Genomic DNA, 23,603 nt, shown 5'->3' on the forward strand with positions numbered 1-23,603 from the left:
TCAGCCACCATACTCGAACCTCAGGACTGCTGCAAACTTGCCCATATCCCTCAGCTGGACCCCTTCCCTTGTCTCAACAGAAATAATCTTTACATCAGTCTTGTACTTGTCAGCAATTTCCTCGAATTCCGTTATCTTGTCATCCTCAAGGGTTTCGGACAGGAGCAGGGTGTCGACAGCGCCCATCTGCAGTGCGCTCATCACATGCTTTTCGCCGTACGCGCATTTGTTCGGCTGCTTCAGAAGAGTCTCAAAGAACCTGGTCATGGCCTGTTTTTCTTCAGCAATTTCCTCATTGGCAAGCACATCCTGGCTTTTGTCTACCAGCTCCTGCAGGCCAAATTCATCAGTGTAGGACAAATCCTTGATTGCAATCACTTTTTTCTTCAGTTCATTTGTAAGCTGCGCAAGCTCCATCCAGTCATACTTGGTCGGCCCGGGGCCGCCCAATAAAATCCCCTTCAGCCCTTCCTTCATAAGGAATTCCTCCTTGACATGCTGGGCTATTTTTTTGTAGAATTCAAGGGCGGCAAGGTCCCTAAGGCTTTCAAATCGCTGGGCAGACTGGCCTCCTGCCCTTGTCTTGCCAGGAACATTGGACTTTAATTTTATCAATGGCACAATAGTCTTTCCGCGGAGAACTGCAATCTGCGCTTCCCTGCGGTCCAGCACCACCAGCCCGTAACTTTCCTTGATGTCCATCATGTCGCGAAGCAGGTCCAGCTGGAATTCCTTGTCGCACCTGTATAATCTAATTTTGACTGGGATAGGGGGCTCAAGGCTCCACACCTTTACATCAGACTGGCCTTCTTTTTCTGCGACATTGCCTGAGAACACGGCAAGGCCGTGGATGGGTGTTGATGAATAAAGCCTGAGGTGCTGTATCATTTTTTCCAGGGCATCAATGACATTTTTCCTTGTTGCAGTGGACTTGATGTTTGAGGCGGTCCCCTGCTCCTGTGCAAGATGGTTTAATATCTTGTTAAGGTCATATCCTTCAGGCACATAGACTGAAACCAGCTCTGTATGCCTGCCTCTATAAGTCTCCAGCTCCTTGATGATCTTCTTCAGTTCAAACCTTTGCTTTGAATTTATCATAGTCCTTCAACGGCTTAAGCTTAATAGAAACCAAGGGGCTTTATAAAAATATGCAAGGCCCTCTGCCAGCCAGCCGTGTGCAATGTGCGCTATTCCTGGCTGTCCGTATAGTCCATCTCAATCTTGCTGATGACAACGCCTCTTCTCTTGGGCCTGGTCTTATAGAAAGTTCTCTTTGTGAAGAAATAAACATTCTTGTTTATGTCCATTCCAAATTCCTGCAGGCCAAGCACATTGATTATTTCCTCCAAAATCCTTCTTTCAAGATACCTGTACTTGTCATGCAGCACGATGTCAACGCCTATATATTCGCAATAGCGGATAGTGGCAAAATTTGCAGTCTTGTCGTCATTGATGGTAAAATACCATTTTTCAACCTCATATTCCTTGAACGCCCTTTCCATATTCAGGGTAAGCTTTTTCCCAAGAAGTTTTTTTATCTGCTTAATTTCAGCAGGAGCCAGGTCCCTTTCGCGCTTCAGGGCATTGATCACGCTGACAGCCTCTGGCTTTGTCTCAGTTGTGTATTCCTCGACAAATGCAACTTCCTTTGCATTGTAGTATGTCTTGAATATCTGCCAGAATCCCTTGACCAGCCTTGCCTCAATCCTGACTTTGTACAGGTGGGCAGTCTCTTTCTCAAAGCTAATCAGGTCGTCGCTGTCAGTCAGCTTAAGCCACATTTTTGTTTGCATTTTCAGTTCACTCGGTCTCAACAAAATTTTCTTGAATTCTGTCGTCGGAACAAAAATATCCCTGGATTTTATATTTATATATTTTATGGTGTGTATGGATGCGCATCAGCAAATTTTGGGCTTACTTTACAGCATAGCCCCAGTTATTCAGCCACAACTCAAAATAGCCCAGGACTGTTTTTTTCCCATCGAATCCCGCTTTCTCAAGGTAATGCCTTATGGCTTTATGCGGATAAGTGGACTCATGCTCATGGATCTCTTCCTTGCTCACCAAGCCTGTCCTCGCCATAATCTTAAGCAGGCCGTCTGTCCACGGGCAGGGGGTTGTCAAAATCAGCCGCCCGCCAGGCTTGAGTATCCTGTGGATTTCCCTGAGAACCGCTGTGAGCTTTTTTTGCTGCAGATGCTCGAAAACCGCAAGCATGGCAACAACATCAAAATAATTGTCAGGATAGGATGTCCTGGGTTTTTCTTCAAGGTCTTGTTTCTTCAAGGTTATTTTGCCATAGGACTTGGATAATTTTACAAAAGGGTCGATGCCATGCTTTTCCCTGAATTTTGTATTGATGAGGAAAAAAGGATAGGAGCCGCAGCCAATGTCAAGGATTCTTCCTTTCCTGGCAGAGTCCGGAATCAATTTGTTTGCCATGGCTGCCCTTTTTTTTGAAAGGAATGATTCAAGAATTCCGTCGCCGCGGGTTACGTGCTGGTGCATTCTAATTTGTTCTGGGTTTAATCTTATAAAGGTTTGTTTTTGGAAATAATAAGTTGCATTTAAACTCAAACTTATAAAGAAATAATGTTTCTGGTCATGTGCCCGGACTCACACTTGCATGATACGATGATTGCAAGACGTTTATCCGGGTAACCAGGCCCGCCGCAAGGCGGGTCACTTCTTTAGGCCATTGTCACGTAGCAAAATTTAAATATGAATTGGACATGGGTCATCATAAATATTTATTTTGGCGGGGATATCCCCTGCCACGGGGAGGGATTCAGAATGGCAATAACTTATGACCCGCTGACACCGCAGGACAAGACATTGACAAAACTATTGGCTGAAGATGTTCTATCTGATTTTGCCGGAAAGTATGCAACTGGCCAAGCTACAAGCATCCCAAAGGACATGGCAATTGAAGTTGCAAGAACGGCAATCGAATTGTATGGTGCGGATGGATATGATGTAAGCCGTGTGACCCCATCAATGGTGCTTGCCAAAGGAATGAGCTGGGGGCACATTACCTTGGTAAGAAATGATGTCCAACTCCACGATACCATCTTGCAATACATACATGCAGAGCATCCATGATCTGCATTGCATGGAGTTCTGGGTATTGAGCAAAGCGAAATGCCCACAAGACTAATTTCGGTGTTAACGGACGAAACCGTTATGGGGCTGCCGGGGAGATTTTTTATCAAAAAATCTCGTAAAATGTTTGGAATTTTCCACTAGTTTCTAACTAGTGGCTGGAAAGCCAATGTCAAACTTTCAAGTGAAAAATTCATAACATGCTCAAGAACTGCTCACTTTTTAGGCAGTATCCAAACACGCTGCCTGCTTTAGCAGGCAGTTCTTGACAAATTTGAAGGCATAAAGCCTCTCGACGCGATCTAATGCAACCTTAAATTTCGCTATACCAACAAGGAGCGACGCATCAATATTGCAGAATGAAAGCTCGCAAGACTAAACCTCGAAGGATACCAGGCTACCCCACAGCCCCAATGAAATATATTGTGAATTTGTGAATGCGACCAGCAATATTTCAGATTGCTGAGCTCAGCGGGCTTTATGCCCTCTTTGTTTCTATCAAATCTCACAGAAATGCTTAGCATTTCTGGGACACCAAAAATCTGCGATTTTTGCGTGTTTTTTAAAGATTTGCCACGGCTACCCCACAGCCCCAATATGAGAATGGAAAGAATTTACTTTCATTATAAAAATGTATGTTAAATGCATATTCCCTAAACACTCATCTGTTTGTCTTGCCTACCACTCCTATATATGCTATGGCAAATGCGCAATTACAGTGCCATTCAAAATATGGTGTATAATCATGCTAATCATGGCTTGATTATATAGTATACTGCAATGTCTCAGCCTTCTTAAGAATAAAGCGTTGGTGAAACCCCGATGAGATCATATCATCTTTCATGAAAATGCAGCAAACGTGCAACCTATATCCCCCCTTATAAATGTGTTGTTTTTGACCTTCCATTAGAAGTTAATTTTTTATATTATCATGATATAGTATTAACAATGGACAAGTCGGATCGGGGAGATCACGCTCAGCTTATTGGCAGGACTATAGACAGGAAGTATGTGATTGAGTCCATTATCAAGCCAACCAGGAAGAGCTGGGTATTCAAGGCATATGAGCCCAGCCTAGATAGGCATATAGCTCTCAAGATTCTAATACCTTGGATGGATGATGCGAGAAAAAAGCAGGTAATTGCAGAAGGAAAAAGATTAGCCAGGCTCGAGCAACAGGAACACATTACCTCGGTTTATGCAGCAGGAGAGGACCAGGGCTTCTACTACATTGCCATGCAGTATGTTGATGGGAAGGATTTGGAACAGGACCTTGACTCAGGAAAACAGCTTTCTTTGGCAGAAATCATTGAGATAGTGCAATCAGTTGCTGCAGGAGTGGCCAATGCCCATAACGAAGGCATACACCACCTTGATGTTAAGCTCGAGAATATAATACGCAAGAATGGAAAAGGAAAGGGCCTGTATCTTCTGGACTGGGGAGGCAGGCTATCAGACAGCCATACTTTCTCTCCTACGGGCGAAACAGACATCGTTTCTAATCCATTTATGAGGGATATTGCGCAGTTGGGCGGGATATTGAAATATCTGTTGGAGAGATACAAAAGCCAGGACAGGAAAGTTCCAAAGGCGCTGGAACATATTGCACAGAAGGCACTAAGTTTCGGCTATGACGACGTTAAGGAATTTGGGCAAAGCATTGCAAAATATCAGAATGCAGTTTCGCGCCGAAAATTCATGGGCATTATGCTTGGAACTTTGGTTTCAGGTGCAGCCGCCATTTCCATATACGAGCATAACAGCTATAGAAGTTCAATAGAATATATCCAGAATGAAATTGCAGGAATCAGCGCACTGGACAACAGGGAACTGGCTCCTCTCTACAATGAGCTGTTGTCAAGGATTGTGGCTCAGAAAATCCGAAAGCTCGGGGAATCAGGGACATTCGGACCAGGAAACTACCTTTACGCAACCACCACTGATGGGAAATGGTTCAAGACGCATGGCAATGGTTACTCGACAGAAGGATACACTCCTGGACTTTGCTGGATTTGCCTCGACAGGACAAAGGAAAAGGAATTTGGAAAATGGGCCCGCGAAACCACTGAAGGGATAGATTTTGTCGAGGACGATGCTGGCAGTGTCAAGCCGGCGAGATTTTATTATTCGTATGGGAAAGGGTATATCATGACAGGAAATGAAGGTTACCTGGCCAAAGCAAGGCGGGCAGCAGATATCATGGCTTCGAGTTACAATGAAAATTCAGGAATCCTGGAGATTGCAGAATCCGGAGAAACCCCTGAGCTGCAGACATTAAAAGTTGACACAGTTGTGGTCCTCCCATTGTTATGGCTTGCCTTTGACAATGAACAAAACCCCAGCGAGAGACAGCACTATTTAGACATCATCATGAACCATCTGCAAACTCTGGAAAGATACAGCATCAGGAGGGATTCATCTGTAAGGGAACAGGCAGTATTCAATCCAAGGAAAGGAAAATTTGTGGGCGAGGCGAATTACTTTGCATTTGGGCCAGGATCTGCATATTCAAGAGGACATGCAAGGGCCCTGGAAGCGTTTGTTACAGCATACCAAAAAACAGGAATTTTCTGCAAACCTCCAAGAAACTGGCGGATTACTTCATTGAAAACCTGCCGGAAGACAATGTTCCATTCTACGATTTTAGGGATTTGGCTTCTTCAATTCCAAAAGACAGCTCAGCTGCAGCCATAGCACTTCAGCCCATAATGCAATTGTATATCCTGACAGGGCGGGAAAACTATAAAAAAGCCTTTTCAAGGATGTTACATTCACTATCCTCAAAAAAATACCTGTCTTCTGATGTGGATGATTATGAGGGGATTATTATGCATGCATGTGCAGATAAACGGGCAGGCGAATACACTAATTCATCCCTCATATTTGGCTGTTACAGTTATGTGGAAGCCTTGTCGCGCTTGCCTGGTATGCAAATATAAAAAAAGAATAAAAAAATTCAGTTATGTTTATGGAGGCGGAGAAGTGCTGTTTCCCAGACAATCATTTGGATAACCCGGCTCATGATGACATTCTGGCTCTGCCATGGCCATCAGGCTTCCTCCCTGGAATGCCAAATCCACATAGCTCAATTCCTTTGTCTGGCTCTGGCTGCCTCCGAACCCCGCGATGAATAACATCACAGCTGCTAAAGCAACATACATTATCTGATACATTTTTTTCATAAAATCGCCTCCCCTATACTACTTATCCTATATCACTTATTCTGTTATGCCCCTGTGATAAAAATCCCACGTAAGAGCCTGGATAACTTTTGCAGATATGGTACATAAAATGAGGCTAGTTATCATGATTTTTATCCCAATACAAAATATAATCGCAGAATGCGCAAGAGTGTGGCTATAACCTTATTTCAATCACTGTGGACAGTAAATCACGTATGTCCGAGCATATGTCATACAGGTAAAAAGATGCCCAGGAGTTGGACATTAAAAGATCTTGCTTCATGTTTTTTGTCCTCTGGAACAGGCTTTCCATTTTTGCCTCGTTGTAAGAATAAAACAATCTGTAAAAATCGGCCAGGCATTCATTGATTTCGGCCAAATTGGCCACTAATTTGTCATCAATCCTTTGCCGATTGGCAAAATACACGGAGCACATGTCCTTATAATGGTCTGCTATCCTTTCCAGCACCTTAATCAGGTGATAATACTGCGGGATCTTTTTATGGTTGCCTGATCCGTTTCTGGCCAGCATCCTGATGCCATAATTGCAGAATCTGTTGATTGGATAATCCTGGCCTGCCATGGATTTCAGTTCAGCTGTATTCCTGCTTTTGATGATGTCAAGGCTCTCCGATGCGAAATCCAGGGTCAGGAGCCATAATCTTCTCAGGGCAATCTCAAATTCGTCGCTTGAATGCCCAGTGAGGTCCTGCAACAGGCAATAGTTATTTTCCTGCCTGGTGATTTCAAATCCTATCATCTCATTGGAAATCAGGCTCCTTATGACATTAATGTATCCAGGACTGGCATAAGTTAGACCCATCTCATCATATCCCAGCCTGTAGAGCGAAGTTATGTAGCTTTTGCCAAATCTCTCAAAACCGCCGATATCTATTTCCTTTTTGGTTCTGGCAGAAATTGGGCCATTCTTGATTATCAGTTCCCTGCCTTGCTCCGTCACTTCAAGCTCATGGCCTTTCTTTATGTGGCATGTCTTTATCCAGGCTGAAGGCAGAGAAATAGTCAACGTTGAACTTCCATGCAGGACAACTTTCCTCTTCATATTATGCACCCTTTTTCACATGGCCCGGCCATATACTATCATTGAATATTGGAAGCCTTTCACTATAAAAATGTTTTCAAGTCCTGGATAAATATACACCGGTGTATACAATGTGATAACAAAGTATATATCATAAACTGATCTTAAAAACTCTTATCATCCCAAACATGGTAGAAATAAAATGGCTTCGGTTATAAGCACAAAACGAAAAGGGACCAAGGTAATCCTAGAATTGGCATGCGAATATGATGAATTTCTGCAGTTGAAGGGGCATCTTGATGATATCCACCTATTTACTGAAAAAACTGCGGTAATCAGGACAAATATCAGTCAGCGGGGAAGAAATGAGGCCACCAAATATTTTCTTATCCCCCGGGAATTTAGGAAAGGGTTTCTTTTTGAAAATGTAACTTCCTGCCAAAGACTCGACATTCCAGAAAAAGTGATATTCATATATGTGGTGGACAGGTATTCAAAAAACCCCTCTAAAAGGGAGATTGTCCTGAAAAATATCGAGAAGAGGGTAACATCGAGCACTAAAGCGGCAAAGGATTATCCTTTAGTGTACAGGCAGGATATTTTATAAGCAATTTTAAGTTACGAGAACTCAAATGTTATCCACATAGTTTGTGCATAGTCCTCTTTGTAACAGAGGCCATTTAATAGCGATATCAATGGATTGAAAGCTAAACTACATTTTATGAGGCAGTGCCGATGGATATAATGGCTGAAAAGAAGGGCAAATATGTGCAGTATGAGGAATCCCAGAATCCATGGGAAACATCAGAGTCTGATTTCCCCGAGATGGGGCGGCCTGCCGAGAAGCTGCGTTTTATGCTGAACTATGCTGTATTGGCTCCATCAATATATAACATCCAACCATGGATTTTCAAAATCTTGGACAATGAGGCATATATGTATGCTGACATGAGCCGAAAACTTCCCATTGCAGACCCGGACCACCGGCAAATCCTAATATCCTGTGGCGCAGCTTTGTTCAATCTTAAATGTGCCATCGAGCATTTTAGGTATACTTATAAAATGGAATTGTGCCCAAGCACGACATCACCTGATCTGCTGGCTACCATCAGCCTCGGCAACAAGTCGGGGCAGTATTATTACCGTGATAACCTCTTCCATGCCATTAAGCTCAGAAGGACAAAATGGTTGAGGTTTAAAGACCAGAAAATACCTGATATTCTTCTTGACAACCTGAAGGAAGTGGCCTGTCTTCACAACACGTGGTTTCAGGTAGTTCACTTGAATGACAAAGACAACGTTATTACTGACCTGATTGTTCAGGCAAAATCGGCCCTATCGAAAAATAGGGATTTTTGCAACGAGCTGGCTTCGTGGCTGCGTTCTCACAACTCTTCTTTGGATGGCCTTAGCAGCCGGACAAAGGGATATAGCCCGCTTGTATCAGTGCTGATCCCGTTGCTTGCCCGAAATTTTAAGTTGGGGAATAGCATAACCACCAAGAATCAAGACCATATACTCAATACATCTACTTTAGCCGTGCTGGGCACACAAGATGACACTCCCCTGGAATGGCTCCATGCCGGCATGTCCCTGCAAAACATCCTGCTTCATGCAACAACAGTTGGGTTAAGCTATTCCTTTGTCAATGATCCGATTGTGGTTCCTGAGCTTAGGAAAAAACTCTCTGAAGTCCTTAACCGCGAAGGATATCCTCAGATCTTCCTTCGTTTTGGATACAGCCCGGACATTGAGCCCACTCCAAGACGCCCTGTTGGAGATGTTCTTATTTGAAGCCGTGTGTCCCAACGGGCCTAAATGCCTGTAATGCAATGGCCTGCCTTGCGGCGGGCCTGGTTATCCGGATTAGCGTCTTGCTTCTTGCAATTCATATCCAATTCACAACCTCATTGCATAATACGGCCCGTAAAGGTCAAATATCAGGTCCTGTGCTGTCATAATGTGGTGCAGCAGTATGATTTCCCTGCCTTTCACCTTTCCCAGCAAATGCAGTGTTTTGCCCGAAGCCTCATTCTTGATTCTATAAAATTCCTTTGCCTTGGAGGGGTCAAATTTGTAAAACAGTTCATACAGCAGCCTGAACATCATGTTTGTTTCCCTGACCGCATCCAGGACTGCCCTGTCTATCCTGTAATCTGTCTCCCTGAAAAAGTAAAGGCAAATTGCCTTATATACATCCGCAATCTTTTCAAGGTCGCGTACAATCGCATACATGAACAACGTATTCTCGGGGTTGGCATAGCCATACTTGTTCAATACCCTTTTGCAAAAATCAGTGTATTTGTTGTTTGTTCCTTCGTGCAGCGAAATGCCTCCCAGCTCTTGGAATTTACCGCTGGCCAAAGCCCGATAGCAGGATTCCCCCATTTCCAGCTGCAGCAAAAAAGTGCGCCGGAGCATGCTTTCATATTCCTCGCTTTTTACATCAGTTATGCTCCTGACGGTGCAGCTCGTGTCGGTCTGCGACACAACTTCAAAGCCAATAAGCTCGGAGATTTTCAAAAGCAGGGAATTTTCTGCTTCATCGCCTGAGAAGTTCAGCCTGACCTCATCGTACCCCTTATGGTAGACATAGGCCAGGATGTTCTTGTGCGGCATGCCTATGTCCTTAGCTTCGAGGTTCAATCTCTTTACCTTGGGCTTGCTCGGCTCGGCAGATACAATCAGCTGCTTTTCCCTTTCCTCAACATCTATCTCCGCTCCCTTCCTCAGGCTGTTGGCCTTTGCCCACTTGCTGGGCAGGCTGACCATCAGCGTTGAAGGGCCAATAAGTGCAATCTTCCGCTTCATTGTTCCCTGCAGTAGGTTCAAATATATAAATATTTCTAAAAATTATAATATTATAATTATTATTATAATTATATAATAAGAAATTAATATTTTTGGGCGCATCCATCATAACTATTCCGACGAGCCCGGAAATGGGAAAGGCTTGACAAAGGAGGATGAGAAGATGATGGAAAAAAGGGATGCCCTGATATTGAGCCATTTGAGGAATGATGCCCGCGAGACCTTGACGCGGATGAGCAGGAAAACGTCTATTCCTGTGTCAACAATCTATGACAGGCTAAAGGCGCAGGAGAGCAGCATCATCAAAAGATACACTGCTTTGCTTGACTTCAATGAGCTTGGCTACAACGCAAGATGCAAGGTAATACTGAAGATTGCGCGGGAAAAAAAGGAGGCGCTTGAAAAATTTCTCATAAGCCATATCAGCGTCAACAGCCTGTACAAAATCAACAATGGCTTCGATTTTCTGGTCGAGGGCATTTTCAAGAGCATAAAGGAGAGCGAGGATTTCCTGGAGGCCCTTGAAATCAAATTCGGCGTGAAAACAAAACAGGTCTACTATATAATTGACGACATCAAACGCGAATCCTTTATGAGCGACCCGGAACTGCTGGGAATATTGGGATTGGTTTAGCAACATGTGTTATGCAGGGATGGCAAAACGCAATAGCTTTATAATGTTTGGAATTTTCCACTAGTTTCTAACTGGTGGCTGGAAAGCCCATTTCAAACTTTCAAGTGAAAAATTCCTAACGTGCTCAAGAACCACGAGGTCTGTGGAACTAAACATGACATCCCACCGGTCGTTTGCTTTAGCAAACCGACGAACAAAGTGACTCCGTCTGACCGGTGGTTCTTGACATGTCAGAAATCGACTTTGCACGCTCCGAGCTTTAGCTCGGTGAAAGAATATCGATTTCTGAGCATGATGGAAATCTTCGATTTCCAGCATCCTGAAAATGTGAACATTTTCATGATAATTTGCAAAAATTACAGGTAAATTGGACAAAATGGCTGAAACTTATTTTGTGGTGGACATTGAAACATGCCCTCATGACCTGGAAAGGCATTTTTCCATGACTGAAGAGGAAAGAAAGGAGCTGCTCAACCCAATAGATTCCAGGATAGTTGCCTTGGGCTTGCGGAGCAATGGGAAGAATTTTATCTTCCAGTCCGATGACGAGGCAGAAATGCTGTATAAATTCTGGCAGGAGTGGGAGAAATGCAGGAGCACAAGCCCGTTCATCAATCCTGTCGGGTTCAATATCCTGAATTTCGACCTTCCATTTCTGGCCGCGAGAAGCTTTATACTTGGAGTGAAAGTTCCGCCAATCAATCTCAAGAATGCTATTGACCTGCGGGAAAAAATCAATGCCTATCGCTATGACCCAAAGCGGGGCAAGCTGAAGGAATTCGCAGAACTGCTCGGCCTTAGGGTCATGGACGTCGACGGCGCTGATGTCGCCAGGCTTTGCAAGGAAGGGGATTATGCAAAACTAAAGGAATACCTTGAAAATGACCTGATTATAACTGACGCGCTTTACAAAAGGGCCGTGGAGACAAATGTTGTCAAGATAACAAAATGGTAGCTGATTTTACAATAAATAACCAGGATTAAACTTCCCCTTTGAGTTTTCTTATTGCTTCAATGGTTTCCCTGTACATGCTTCTTTTTTGGGCATACTCCGGGGCAGATGAATCAAAAATGTAGGCAGAGATTCTCTCCCCTGTCACAACATCGCGAAATTCCTGGATATCCTCCAATTTGCCTTCCAATCGAAGTCCTTCGGCATTTTCACCATGGCTTTTTGCAATCTTTTGGACAAGCACATATTGGCCAGGCCTTGCAGTATAGCCGTGGTTGAGATTGAAGATCATCTGGCTTTGCGGGTCATAGGCATCCCCGTTTTCTGAGCAGACCACAAGAAGCTTAAAGAGTTTTTTCAGAGAATCCTTTATTGGAGACTCCTTCATCTCCCTGAGCACTAAAGCTGCTGCAAGCTGCGGCTCGTGCGCTACATGTTTTTTGAACTGCGCTGTTATATCTCCCATATGCGCTCTGGCACCTGGGAAAGATGCATACTATATAAAATTTGGCAATTTTAACTATCCTACAGTAGTACTTAGAAGCCTAAATTTTCAATTCTTTTTTCCAATGCCTGCAGACGCTTTCTGTTTTCCCAGCGGCAATGCCTGTGTACTTTGCCGGGTTTTTGAGAATAGCAATCTGGTCTCTTGTGAATTTGGCAAGGTAAGGCTTTAATCCTGGATCTGCGAAGACCAATTCTGCCAATGGCACATTTTTTTGCTGGCTTTCCATCGTAAGCTTTCTCACATGCTCGTGGGCGTCCGGATGGTTGTGCGCTGCCAGCAGGATGTACAGCGGCTCTGCAACAATCATGCTGCTGTTCTTCTCAAAGTTCTTTTGGATATTTTCCCTGTCAACTGAAAGCTTGAGCATGGCCTTTTCGAGCCTGGCAGCCATAATGACCAGTCCTGCCAAGATTTCCGGCACAAACCTTGATGAGGCTGAATTTGACAGGTCCCTCTGGTGCTCGCTTATCTGGTCAGAATAAACAGTTGACATCCTGGGCATAAACACCTTCCACATGCTTTTGACATTCTCAAAGCTTATTGGATTGCGCTTGTGCGGCATCGTGGACGAGCCGACCTGCTCCTTTCCAAATGCCTCGCCAACCTCTGCGATCTCGCTTCTCTGGAGATGCCTCATGTCATCTGCAAGGTTTGCCATGACGCCCATGGCTGAAATGACTGCATGAACATAATCTGCCAAAAATTCCGGCTCAACAATCTGCGTTGAATGCGTTGCGGGCTTAAGTCCCAATTTTTTCAGCACATCATTTTCAAAGCCTTCAGGGTCCTTGAAAAACAACCCTGATGCATTGTAGGCGCCAACTGCGCCTGAGATTTTTCCACGCAGGTTTTCTGTGGCCTGCTTTAGTGCAACAATCCTTGTGCCGAGCCTGGAGACATATTCGGACAATGCAAAGCCGAATGTTATTGGCTCCGCGTGCTGGCCGTGTGTCCTGCCTATCTGCAGGGTTTCTTTTTCCCTCAATGCAATGCCTATCAGGGTTTTTTCGAGCGATAACAAAGAGGGTATTAATGCATTTTCCCCGGCTTCCCTGCAGCGCATTGCCTCTGCTGTGCTGATGATGTCATGGCTCGTTGCCGTGAAATGCACGAACGGCTTGGCCTGGGGGCTCAATCGCTTCCTAATCATGTTTGCCAATGCCCTGACATTGTGCTTAATCCTGTCTTCCTCAACATAAACCTCTTCTGCCGTGACCTTTTCAGCGGCCTTTTCCACTTCCTCTGCAATTTTCCTGGAGCAGACTTTTCTCTCAGCGAGCGTTTTTGTGAGCGCGACTTCAACTTTAAGCATGTACCTAATCATCGCCGCCTCAGAAAGGTATGGAGCCAATTTTGAGAACACAGACTTATCCCTGCCATAATACCTGAAATCAAGAGGGGATATATTGTCGAATATGTCCATGCCAATTAGAGATGCCTGTCATTTAAAAGGATTGCGGAAAATAATTTTACCATTATGCAGGGAGTAAATCGGCAAGATTTATAAACTGGAATGGTCTTTTATTGGATATACATAACAAATTATGACCAAGGGGGCTGAAGAGGTTTGACAAGTCAGTCAGGGCTGCCACAAATGATGACATTCCTCCAAATGTCAGGATCCACTGATGCACAGCACTGAATTTTGTTTAGGATGATGTTTGGTCTTGGATTACACTGAAATGTTGTGGAGAGACGATAAAATGGCTACCAGAACAAATTACGATGCATCAAGGCGGGATTTTCTAAAAGCAATGGCCGTGCTTGGCAGCGGAGCCATAGCTTCAGGCTGCAGCGCCGTTGACCTTACAAGAATGGTGCAGGGCGCAAATGCAATTGGTGCCGGCAGGGTTGACTTCAGAAAGGCAAAGGCCGATTCAACTCCTGCAATAAGGCAACTATTTATTGATGATGTTTTGGCAGGGTATTACACAATCGGCACCAAGCCAAAAAGTGTCGCAAGCGTAAGATACTCTGAACTTTCTGACCGGGGTGAAACCCGTGTTAATGCCTATGACTTGCCAGATCTTTCATTCATCAAGGTAGTTGGAGAAAAAGCAGGGGAGCTTGGAACAGGAATAAAGTCGCGATTGTATGTCACGCCAAATGCATTTGGCCAGCTTGTGCAAAATGAAAATGATTTTTTTGGCCATTTAAAATATGCGTACAATCTGGCTGAGCAACTGTACAGCAATCTCGATGGAATTGAATGGGGCGAAGTCATTAAAACTTTGGGCACAGACAACAGATATACTCTGAATAACCTGCGCGGCCTGGCCGCGGCGGTGGCACAGTACAGGGATGCAAGCAATACTGCCTGGAGCAAAACCAACGAGCATATTGTTGACTTTAATTACCTCAGCCGTTACTTTGGATTAATTTCCGATAATGGAGTTTCACAAACCGGCAAGGAGGATTTTGCGAGGAAATATTTTAATCCGTATTTCTTTGAAAGATTTGATGAGCTGGAACAGAGCGGTGTTGCCTACAAGCTGATTAAGAAGGAGGGAGTGTACCATATTGAAAAGAACGGCAATGCAGTGCCCCTGCCGGCATCCGTACAGGGGTTAGTGAAGAAATCGTAAAATCCTCTGCTAAACCATTTTTACAATTTGGTTCAATCTTTCTATCCTTTTATTGCCCGCAGTTTTCAAGCCGATGAAATAAATCCCTGCTGCCCTGGCTGCTATCTTGTCAGTATGCTTGTCACCGATGTAAATTACCTGGCTGGCCTTAAGATTGAGCCGCTTTAAAGCAAGAAGCAGCATGTCAGGCGCAGGCTTGATTTTTTTCACATCATACCTGAATACCATTGTTTTGAAATATTTGGGCAAGCCAAATTTCTGCACAGTTGGAAATGAAAGATTCCGGGGGGTGTTGGTCACGGTTGCAAGGGTCAAACCTTTTTTCTTCAATCCCTTTAAGGTTGGGATTGTGTCAGAAAAAATGCTCACCTTATTGATGTGCTTCATGTAGTTTTTGTGTATGTATTCCCTAATCTTTCCCATGGCTTCCTTTTTTGCCTTGCCTGACAAACTCCTGGTTAAGTGCCTGGAGAACTCGCCAGCATGAGTCAAAAAAGTGCTTTTTTTCTGCGGCTGCATGTTCAGCTCTTTCAGGATTCCCTGAAACAGCACCCACCACAATCCATCCTCAGAATCAATTAGGGTTCCATCTATATCCAAAATAATTGCCTTTATTTGTTTTGGGATTCTCATTTTGCAGCATCTTTGAGCTTTTGCCGGATGGTATCGCCATCAACGGCAAGGAAGTTGGCGTTCCCCCAAATGTAGGTCGCCATAATGCCATCCATAGCATCTGGATTAAAGGTTAGAAAATAAACATGGGGCTTGCTGAAATCGGTTTCGTCAAAATTATGTATGTTGGGATAAGTTTCTGTATTATACCTCTGCCTAACCCTGTGAAGAAACGCCTCTGCCTTTCTCTGTCCCCCTACCCTTGATATGAATAATGGGTCTTCAAGCAAAGTATCCAAAAATTGGTCTTCCGACCGGCTTTGGCTGATTTGCGATGCATCAAGCACAATTGCATGGCCTCTCGGCAAATTGGCAATGCCGCGCCTGTAATCTGAAAAAGAATAAACTTCAATATCCCTTCCATCCGGCAGTTTACCCTTGAGCAAATCCCTAATTTCGCCAAATCCGGCCTGTGATTTTATTTGATCAATGTCTGTCAATTCAGCGCCCACTCCCTGAAGGCCGGGCATGGAGGAATAATCCCCTGGCTGTGCAGTCCGCACATCGATTTTTGAAGGCGTGTTTATGAAGCCGCCACCGTGAAGGACAATCACAACATTGTTGCCTGCTCCAGACACTCCGGCAATCTCTTCGGTATTGGATGTATGGAAACCATCCCATATCTTACTGTCAAACCTGGAGTTTATGCTGCTGTTAATCAACTCCGGCATGGTTGCAATAATCCCATCAGGACCGGAAAAATCCCTTGCGACCAGGAGCGCATGGGGCACGGAGTCCCCATAAAACGCATTTGCCTGGAGCCTGGAAACCACGCCCCTGCCCGGAAGCGAAACATTGTACAATTCTATTGTCATCTGCCTTGCCTTTTCATCTTAAGTATCCTTTCTCCTTCAGATTATTCGTGACCCTTGCGAGGATGCCTCCCTTATGCTGCTCAAACTCCTTCCCTGTCATCTGCTCATAGACTTCAATGTACCTTCTGGCTGCCTCTATCCTGACTTCATCCGGCAGCTTTGGTGGCTCGCCATCGCCCATATAGTTCCGCTCTGAGATGAGCCACTGCCTTACGTATTCCTTGTCAAGCTGCTTCTGCTCCATTCCATCCTCGAATAATTGCTTGTAGCTGTCAAGGTACCAGAACCTTGAGGAATCAGGTGTGTGGATTTCATCAATCAGCACCAATTTGCCGTCAAGCAGTCCGAATTCGTATTTTGTGTCGACAAGGATCAGGTTGTTTCGCTGCAAAAGCTCTGTTCCATGCTCATACAGCTTTAATGAAACTTCCTCAATCTGTTTCCAAATCCCAGGAGAAACAAGCTTTTGCGCAACAATTTCCTTTGGTGTTATCGGCATGTCATGCTCGCCGTGCTCTGCCTTGGTGGAAGGCGTAAGAATAGGCTGGTCAAAAGGCTGCTGGTGTATCATGCCCTCAGGAAACTTGATTCCGTACATGTCCCTTTTGCCGGATTTATAATCGCGCCAAAGGCTTCCCGTAATATAGCCTCGAACAATAACCTCAACTGGCAGAGGCTCGCATTCCAGCCCGACCATGACATTTGGGTCTGGGACATCAATGGCATGGCTTTTTACAATGTGCTTGGTGTGCTCAAACCAATGAGCAGCAATTTGGTTGAGAACCTGGCCTTTAAACGGGACTTTCCCAACAATGTGGTCAAAGCATGATATCCTGTCAGTAACAACTATCAGCCTTTTCCTGCCGGGCAGGGAATAATTATCCCTTACCTTGCCCTGGTATTTGTTTGGCAGCCCAAAGTCTGTTTTGTCGAGAGTATTATTGAGCTCATCCCTGATCTGTTTTGTTGTCAGCATTTCTTCACCTCATACTGCTGGCCCAAGCCTATTTAATGAATTTTTTAACGTACTCAACCAACTTATCATGCAAAATCCCATTGGAAAGTATGAACAAGGTATTTTCCGGCATGCCAAGGGTTAATGGAGCGCCATCAATAGTGGTTGCCTTGCCGCCGGCCTCTTCAATTATCATTGAAATTGGCACGACATCATGCGGTGGAACCAAGTTGGCAATGTTTGCTTCCATTTTGCCCGTTGCCATGGACATGCCCGTCATGCCTATGCTGCCTGTCCTGGTTGTTTTCTGAAAATGCCAGAATGCATGGCTGCTGAGCTCCAGCAATTCACCTGCATGAAAATCCGTCCGGGCAATCCCAATTGCGCACCTTGCATCCTCCAATGCGCTGATTTTGGACACATGCTGCCTCTTATCACCCAGAAAAGCCCCTTTTCCCTTTTCTGCCCAAAGCATTTGCCTGGTCATAGGCTGGTAATTGACCACGAAAACAGGCACGTTTCCCCTGGCAATTGTGATTATTGTTGTGATGTTCGGGAAGCCGAATGTAAAATTTACTGTGCCGTCAAGCGGGTCAATAAGCCAGTGGAATCCCCTGTCATCATAATCTTCTGTCCTTCCCAGCTCTTCCCCTGAAATGTGGGCGCCTGGAAATTTTGCCCGTATCATCTCCCTGACGCGCTTTTCAACATCCTTGTCAGCCTGGGTAACATAATCACCCCTGGTTTTCTGTGTTTTTTCAATGTTGGCATGAAAATATTTTTCTATTATTTTGCCGGCTTCTATGGCAGCGTCAAATGCCACCTTTTTCATTTCCTCAAATTCCTTGGGATTATAGCTCTCCTGCATTTTGTTTTCCAGCCCCCTGCAATTATTGCAGCCCTTCAATTATCTTCCTTTTCAGGGAGTCGCGGTAATCTTTGAGCTTTGATGCGTACTTTCCGGAATAATCCAGGATTTCAACAGCCGCAATTGCCGCATTCTCTGCCCTGCCAACGCCCACCCACAGCCCTTTTCTCATCATGTGGAAAAGCTCCAGGCTTTTTTCAGGCGTGGAAGTGTCAATCAGCGGGACATTTATTGTCAACCCTTTTTCCTCGTCAGCGTTTCCAAAATTGATATTGACATTTTTTAGGTTGGGAGAATCAGCAAATTCATGGCTTACCCCAAACTGATCCAGCATTTCAATTGCTTTTTTGGCTTTCTGGTTTTTTATGTCGCCAATGATTGTGACTCCATGGTATTCGCGGAGCATGAGCTTTGCATATTTTGCAGCTTCATCAGCATTGTCAGGCCCCACAGCCAGGACTGGTATTCCAGGAGGCATCTGCACAATCGCAAGCAGCGAATCCATGCCTGAAAAATTGCTGTCCACAGGAACTCCAATTACAGGCCTTATTGTCTTGGAAGCAACAACGCCGGGAAGATGCGCGGCAAGGCCAGCGCCTGCGACAAATACCATTGCCTTTGACTTACCCATGATGTCATCAAGAATATCCGGGCTTCTGTGCGCTGAACAGACAACTGCAGCGCTCTTTGGAACATTCGCCTGAATCCTGTCATAAACCTTGCTGTCAGAATCGCTGCCGAAAATGATAAGCACTTCTGCTCCCAAAGCCCCGGTCAAAACTGAAGATCGGCCATTATTCATATGCACCCCTCCGCTATAAAGGCATCCGGAATTCCTTAAATATCTTTGCATGTAAGATGCGGAATCGCGCAGCCAATGGTACCTTGATTCGGATAAATGAAACCTATTTAGAAACAATGTCAGCTGTCTGATAGTGCCGGTTATAGAGCAATTTCCTGGCCATTTCCCAGGCAAGGGCAGCCACATTCTCAGGCTTTTCATCTATCGCAAGGGTCCAGAGGATGCCTTTCTCCACTTTTTTGATTTTGGCCACACCGAGCTGATGCTTCAGTGTGCCTGCCAGCTTTGAGCCCATGTCTCCCTTGTCTTTGACAAGTATTCGCGGCCTCCTGTCCCCCCAGGGGTCCTGCGGCTTCTTGAAAACTGCCCGATGCTTGTTGAAGTTCATGATTATGTCAACTTTGCTAATCTTATCAGCAAAGGACTTGCTGTCGCCGTCAAATGTGAATTTGTAATATTCCTCCCTTTTGATGTTCAGCAGCTTTGAGTAGCCCATTTTGCGGAGCACATTAGTGGCTGTAATGGCAGTGTTGTCAGGGATTACAAGAGAAACCATCATTTCAATTTCAGGCATTACGAACCACCTTGCTTTATGGCTGCCTGGCCTGGCATGGCTGCGCCCTTTTTCCTCTTTTCTATGTAGGATTTCATTGATTCAAAGACCTTGAGGCACGCGGCTGCAGTCATTCCTTCCCTGGCTGTCCCGGCAAAGCCAGGCAGCTGCTTCTTGAGCGCGGACCTTTCAGGGTGAGGCATAATTGCCATCACATTTCCCATGCTGTTGTAAATTGCCGCAATATTTCCCTGGCTTCCATTTGGATTGAATGGAAATTTTTCCAGGATTCTTCCCTTTTCATCGCAATACCTGAAGGCAACAAGGTTGTCCTTCCTGACTTTATCCTTGATTTCGCTGTCCTCGGTGATATACCTCCCTTCGCCATGCGCAACCGGAAGGCTAATGACATCGCCTTTCCTGAAAGCTGCTGTGAATGCACCCTTGATATTTTCAGCCTTGATGTAAACCCAATCGCAATAATAACCATGGACAAGCGGATTGATGTTGGGGGCAAGGGCCATGTCAGCCTCTGGCTTTCCAACAGGCACCATCCCTTTTTCCACAAGAATCTGGGCGCCATTGCATATCCCGATCACAGGCTTTCCATTGTCAGCCTCGGCTTTTATTGTGTCCATCACTGGATCCCGTGCCGCAATCACTCCTGCCCTTATCCTGTCTTCATAGCTCCAGCCGCCCGGCAGCACAAATCCATCATACTCACGCAAAACCAGGGGGTCAGCGTTCCATCTGAGGATGTCAGCTTTCATGCCCGCAAGGCTGACTGCTTCAGCCGCCTCTTCCTCGCAATTTGACCCCGGGAACCAGATTATCGCAACCCTTATGCCTTCCTTTTTTCTTGCTGATAAGGCTGCCTCTGGTTTCCGTGGCTCTATCCTCTCAGCTTTTGCTTTCTTCTGATTCATGGCGGCCTTGGCCGCCTTTTTCATTTTTTTTGCCTTGCCCGGTTTTTTTGACATTTTTTGCCACCCACTTGCCTTTGCCGAATCTTGTGATATTTTACCTTTCGTTTGCCTATAGCTTAATACTCATAATCATCTATACTCTTAATCCAATGCCAGGGGAAGGCCTGATCTCCAGGCTGTGTCCATCTCTTCCAGCTTAACATCTATCAGCTTCATCTTTTTTCTCCTGACAGTTAACTTTGCTTCATTCTTGGTTGTGCCAATCCTCCAAAATGGGACGTCTTCGGATTCGAGCAATTTTTCAACAGCCCTTGCTTGGCCTTTGTCTATCTCAAGGACAAAGCCTGAATTTTCGCCAAACAAGACCTGCTCAATCCCCAGCTCGGAAAATGCCAGGTCAATTTCCATGCCCTTATTCCCAAGCATTGCCATCTCTGACAATGCCACGGCAAGACCGCCGTCGCTGATGTCATGGCAGGACAAGACCAGGCGCTTTCCTATCAGCGAAACAACTGAATGTATCATGTTTTTTTCCCTGCCAAAATCCAGCGTGGGCACATTTGTCCCCACTTCATTGAAAAGGCTGTAATAGACGCTTCCGCCCATCTGGTTTTTCCTTTCGCCAAGAAGATAAAGCATGGAGCCGGATTTCTTTGCGTCCATTGTTATTGCCTTGCTGTAATCATCAAGGATTCCAATGCACGAAATTATCGCAGAAGGGTCAACAGCCTTTCCTTTGGAGCTTTGGTTGTAGAAGCTGACGTTTCCAGAGATAACAGGAACAGGGTCATTTCCTGCATTATACCTTGAAATAAATCTCGCCGCGTCGGAGATACCCTTCACACCCTCTACAAATTGCCAGAATCCTTCGGGAACCTCAGGATTGCTGTAATTCAGGCAGTCTGTCAGGGCAGCAGGAACCGCGCCGACTGCGGCAACATTTCGCATGGCCTCGGCAACTGCATTGGCTGCGCCCCAATATGGGCTGATCCTTGAAATTGCAGGATTGCAGTCAGTTGAAAGGGCTATTCCATAAGGGGCAACTTCATCCGGAGCAATAACGCCGGCGTCTGCCCGGCCTGGTGCAATCACCGTATTGCCCTGCACGCTTGTGTCATAATGCTTGAAGATTTTTTCACGGCTGCAGACATTCGGGTGGCTCAATATTTTGAGAAGGACTTTTGTAAAGCTCTTTGGCTCCTTAATTGAAGGCTCCCTGAAACTTGTTTTTGGTTCCTTAAGGTCCCTGCTGTACTTAATGCCTGTTGTAACTTCCTTAATAGGGGCCCTGCATACGAGCTTGCCCCTGTGTTTCAGGATAAAATCCTGCTCCCTGATGATCTTGCCAATGACTGTTGCCTTTGCGCCCTCTGCAACATTGCCCAATTCAAAATCCTCATTGTAAATCTTGAGCAGGGTCGGTGTGAATTCCGGCGGCACAACCCATGTGAACCTTTCCTGGGTTTCACCGCATGCTATCACATAAGGCGGCATGTCAGAGATTGACACATGCACATTGTCAAGGTCAATCTCAACGCCGTAGCCGGCACTGGAGCCCAATTCTGATGTTGAGCACATTATGCCGCCCGCGCCCATATCCTTGAAGCCAACATCCAGCTTCTGCTTCCTGACTTCATCAAATACAGCGTATGTTGCGCGAATCAGGACATTTTTCAGGAATGGGTCCGGAACCTGGACCGCGCCCTTGTTGCTGTCCTCTTCTTTTTCGTCGAGCACAAGGCTGGCGAATGATGCGCCTCCAAAGCCTGAGAAGTCAGTGGCTTTTCCAACTATAACAATATCGTGCCCGGCTGAATTTTTTGGCGCATAGCTGTGCACAATCTCCTTTGCCTTGACAATCCCAAGGCATACGACATTGACAAGGCAGTTTTCGTCAAAAGAATCATTGAAGTACACATCGCCTCCAATATTCGGGATGCCAACGGCATTTCCATACTCTGCGATCCCGTCAATCACTGAATTTGCAATATACCTGACCTTGTTTTTATTGGGGCCGTGCGGATTTCCAAACCTCAATGGGTCAGACAATGCAACAACCTTTGCTCCCATGCACAAAACATCCCTTATGTCACCCCCGATTCCAGTCGCTGCGCCTTCATACGGCACGACCTGGCTTGGATGGTTATGGGATTCGTGCGATATGACAACCCCCCACTTTTCGCCATTGATATTGCCCAATTCCACAATTCCGGAATCCTCAGAAGGCCCAAGAATCACATTTTTTGCCTGTGTCGGGAGCATTTTGAGGGTGTCACGGCTGGATTTGTACGAAGTGTGCTCGCTCCATTCAATGTTGAATACCCAAAGCTCAGTTAAAGTCGGATCCCGGCCCAGCTTTTTAGCAACCAGTTTGGCTTCTTCCACAGTAAGAGCCAAACCCCTGGACTTTAGGAATTCCTTAAGCTCCTTGTCAGAATAAGCTTTTACTGGGATTGTTTCGAGCTGTTCTCCGTCGTCCACCAAAATGACCCCCGTTAAATTATACTTTTCCGCAGGGGTTAGGATATATAAGTTTTACTGTTCTTGGATTCTTCCTGGAAAATTTAAATGCCTCATCCCGTATGATGCAGGAAAATGCCCAGAATCAGCAGCGTTGCAGCAGCAAAATAGGCAAGATTGATGGCCAGCATCAAGCCGCTGCCAAGGGAAAATGCAATTATGCCGAACATGTGCAGGGCCAGGTAGAAATAATACAGGGTAAGGAAAATTGAAACTCCCAGGCTTAGCTTCTTGACAAGATGGGTTTCGCCAAAGCCGTCATAGGCCAGATAAAGTGTGCCAATCATCAGAATTACAAGGCTGGCTGTGGGGCTTACGCCTTCAAGCAGGTCAGGAAATGGCATTCCATACTGTGCCATCAGGGCAGGCAGGCTGATTAGCACAAAGTAAACCGAAAATAGGACGCTTAATATTATGAAAATGAGCATAATAAAATGCAACGTCATTTCTATTATATATTAATTGCGATTTCAAGGTTAATGCCGACACCTGGCTGGTTTTGGTGGCATTAGGCGATGGTTCCACACTTTATGATGCTCTAAGTCAGTCCAAAGGGACCATTATCCTGGTCAATTTGAACTGTGCTATCCCATTATTAGTTTACACATAAACCTCACTCGGTGATGTTTATGTACAAATTGACATTTGAAAAAAGAGTTTGGATAGTAAAGCAATG

Annotated in this window: 24 protein-coding genes; 7 read left to right on the top strand and 17 right to left on the bottom strand. The window is 45.3% G+C overall.

All coding sequences use genetic code 11. From position 1 onward, the window contains the following. The 3 genes from prf1 to J4227_06350 form a co-directional block, all read right to left on the bottom strand. On the bottom strand, positions 1-1,098 hold the full coding sequence (gene prf1, locus J4227_06340) for a peptide chain release factor aRF-1 (protein MBS3110119.1): 1,098 nt from the start codon (positions 1,096-1,098) through the stop codon (positions 1-3). A gap of 89 nt (positions 1,099-1,187) precedes the next feature. After that, the gene (locus J4227_06345) at positions 1,188-1,793 is read right to left on the bottom strand and encodes a hypothetical protein (protein ID MBS3110120.1); all 606 of its coding nucleotides are present in this window, start codon (positions 1,791-1,793) and stop codon (positions 1,188-1,190) included. 121 nt (positions 1,794-1,914) lie between these two features. Next, positions 1,915-2,508, bottom strand: coding sequence for a class I SAM-dependent methyltransferase (locus J4227_06350; protein ID MBS3110121.1), 594 nt, complete (start codon positions 2,506-2,508; stop codon positions 1,915-1,917). A gap of 285 nt (positions 2,509-2,793) precedes the next feature. Between J4227_06350 and J4227_06355 the strand changes: the two genes are divergently transcribed. Both J4227_06355 and J4227_06360 read left to right on the top strand, forming a co-directional pair. Then, positions 2,794-3,102, top strand: a complete 309-nt coding sequence (locus J4227_06355) for a hypothetical protein (GenBank protein ID MBS3110122.1) — start codon at positions 2,794-2,796, stop codon at positions 3,100-3,102. 948 nt (positions 3,103-4,050) lie between these two features. Then, positions 4,051-5,796 carry a protein kinase gene (locus J4227_06360; protein ID MBS3110123.1) on the top strand — a complete coding sequence of 582 codons (1,746 nt, stop codon included), beginning with the start codon at positions 4,051-4,053 and terminating at the stop codon, positions 5,794-5,796. Positions 5,797-6,068: 272 nt separating this feature from the next. Here J4227_06360 and J4227_06365 read toward each other — a convergent pair whose 3' ends face one another. Together J4227_06365 and J4227_06370 are read right to left on the bottom strand one after the other, a co-directional pair. Continuing rightward, positions 6,069-6,284 carry a hypothetical protein gene (locus J4227_06365; GenBank protein ID MBS3110124.1) on the bottom strand — a complete coding sequence of 72 codons (216 nt, stop codon included), beginning with the start codon at positions 6,282-6,284 and terminating at the stop codon, positions 6,069-6,071. A gap of 175 nt (positions 6,285-6,459) precedes the next feature. Then, entirely contained in the window at positions 6,460-7,347 is an 888-nt protein-coding gene (locus J4227_06370; GenBank protein ID MBS3110125.1) for a phosphate uptake regulator PhoU, read from the bottom strand. Positions 7,348-7,528: 181 nt separating this feature from the next. Here J4227_06370 and J4227_06375 point away from each other — a divergent pair, with 181 nt between their 5' ends. Both J4227_06375 and J4227_06380 read left to right on the top strand, forming a co-directional pair. Further along, the gene (locus tag J4227_06375; GenBank protein ID MBS3110126.1) at positions 7,529-7,933 is read left to right on the top strand and encodes a hypothetical protein; all 405 of its coding nucleotides are present in this window, start codon (positions 7,529-7,531) and stop codon (positions 7,931-7,933) included. A gap of 137 nt (positions 7,934-8,070) precedes the next feature. Continuing rightward, positions 8,071-9,120 carry a nitroreductase gene (locus J4227_06380; GenBank protein MBS3110127.1) on the top strand — a complete coding sequence of 350 codons (1,050 nt, stop codon included), beginning with the start codon at positions 8,071-8,073 and terminating at the stop codon, positions 9,118-9,120. A gap of 105 nt (positions 9,121-9,225) precedes the next feature. Here J4227_06380 and J4227_06385 read toward each other — a convergent pair whose 3' ends face one another. Next, positions 9,226-10,137 carry a phosphate uptake regulator PhoU gene (locus tag J4227_06385; GenBank protein ID MBS3110128.1) on the bottom strand — a complete coding sequence of 304 codons (912 nt, stop codon included), beginning with the start codon at positions 10,135-10,137 and terminating at the stop codon, positions 9,226-9,228. A 142-nt stretch (positions 10,138-10,279) separates the two neighbouring features. On the opposite strand from J4227_06385, the gene J4227_06390 reads away from it, so the two are divergent. Then, positions 10,280-10,771 carry an Lrp/AsnC family transcriptional regulator gene (locus J4227_06390; protein ID MBS3110129.1) on the top strand — a complete coding sequence of 164 codons (492 nt, stop codon included), beginning with the start codon at positions 10,280-10,282 and terminating at the stop codon, positions 10,769-10,771. Between the two features lie 376 nt (positions 10,772-11,147). Next, on the top strand, positions 11,148-11,726 hold the full coding sequence (locus tag J4227_06395; protein ID MBS3110130.1) for a ribonuclease H-like domain-containing protein: 579 nt from the start codon (positions 11,148-11,150) through the stop codon (positions 11,724-11,726). A gap of 25 nt (positions 11,727-11,751) precedes the next feature. Here the strand turns inward: J4227_06395 and J4227_06400 are convergent, their stop codons facing one another. Together J4227_06400 and J4227_06405 are read right to left on the bottom strand one after the other, a co-directional pair. Beyond that, positions 11,752-12,189, bottom strand: a complete 438-nt coding sequence (locus J4227_06400) for a hypothetical protein (GenBank protein ID MBS3110131.1) — start codon at positions 12,187-12,189, stop codon at positions 11,752-11,754. Positions 12,190-12,268: 79 nt separating this feature from the next. After that, entirely contained in the window at positions 12,269-13,654 is a 1,386-nt protein-coding gene (locus J4227_06405; protein ID MBS3110132.1) for an adenylosuccinate lyase, read from the bottom strand. Between the two features lie 280 nt (positions 13,655-13,934). On the opposite strand from J4227_06405, the gene J4227_06410 reads away from it, so the two are divergent. Next, on the top strand, positions 13,935-14,816 hold the full coding sequence (locus tag J4227_06410) for a twin-arginine translocation signal domain-containing protein (protein ID MBS3110133.1): 882 nt from the start codon (positions 13,935-13,937) through the stop codon (positions 14,814-14,816). A 9-nt stretch (positions 14,817-14,825) separates the two neighbouring features. On the opposite strand, the gene J4227_06415 is transcribed toward J4227_06410, so the two are convergent. From J4227_06415 to J4227_06455, 9 genes are all read right to left on the bottom strand, one after another. Next, complete coding sequence (locus tag J4227_06415; protein MBS3110134.1) at positions 14,826-15,449, bottom strand: HAD family hydrolase; 624 nt, start codon at positions 15,447-15,449, stop codon at positions 14,826-14,828. After that, a complete protein-coding gene (locus J4227_06420; protein ID MBS3110135.1) occupies positions 15,446-16,303 on the bottom strand; it encodes a hypothetical protein in 858 nt (285 codons plus the stop codon). The genes J4227_06415 and J4227_06420 overlap by 4 nt, the downstream gene beginning before the upstream one ends. 13 nt (positions 16,304-16,316) lie before the next feature. Continuing rightward, complete coding sequence (locus tag J4227_06425) at positions 16,317-17,279, bottom strand: phosphoribosylaminoimidazolesuccinocarboxamide synthase (GenBank protein MBS3110136.1); 963 nt, start codon at positions 17,277-17,279, stop codon at positions 16,317-16,319. 28 nt (positions 17,280-17,307) lie between these two features. Beyond that, on the bottom strand, positions 17,308-18,126 hold the full coding sequence (locus tag J4227_06430; protein MBS3110137.1) for an inositol monophosphatase: 819 nt from the start codon (positions 18,124-18,126) through the stop codon (positions 17,308-17,310). Positions 18,127-18,148: 22 nt separating this feature from the next. Further along, entirely contained in the window at positions 18,149-18,928 is a 780-nt protein-coding gene (locus J4227_06435; protein MBS3110138.1) for an AIR carboxylase family protein, read from the bottom strand. Between the two features lie 103 nt (positions 18,929-19,031). Further along, positions 19,032-19,502 carry a hypothetical protein gene (locus J4227_06440; protein ID MBS3110139.1) on the bottom strand — a complete coding sequence of 157 codons (471 nt, stop codon included), beginning with the start codon at positions 19,500-19,502 and terminating at the stop codon, positions 19,032-19,034. Further along, the gene (purQ, locus tag J4227_06445; protein MBS3110140.1) at positions 19,502-20,461 is read right to left on the bottom strand and encodes a phosphoribosylformylglycinamidine synthase I; all 960 of its coding nucleotides are present in this window, start codon (positions 20,459-20,461) and stop codon (positions 19,502-19,504) included. Before purQ ends, J4227_06440 begins: the two co-directional genes overlap by 1 nt. 87 nt (positions 20,462-20,548) lie before the next feature. Next, the gene (gene purL / locus J4227_06450) at positions 20,549-22,891 is read right to left on the bottom strand and encodes a phosphoribosylformylglycinamidine synthase subunit PurL (GenBank protein ID MBS3110141.1); all 2,343 of its coding nucleotides are present in this window, start codon (positions 22,889-22,891) and stop codon (positions 20,549-20,551) included. 89 nt (positions 22,892-22,980) lie between these two features. Then, positions 22,981-23,355, bottom strand: a complete 375-nt coding sequence (locus J4227_06455; GenBank protein ID MBS3110142.1) for a hypothetical protein — start codon at positions 23,353-23,355, stop codon at positions 22,981-22,983. Positions 23,356-23,603 lie beyond the last annotated feature (248 nt).

The sequence above is a fragment of the Candidatus Woesearchaeota archaeon genome (assembly GCA_018303405.1).
GTDB lineage: Archaea > Nanobdellota > Nanobdellia > Woesearchaeales > JABMPP01 > JAGVYD01.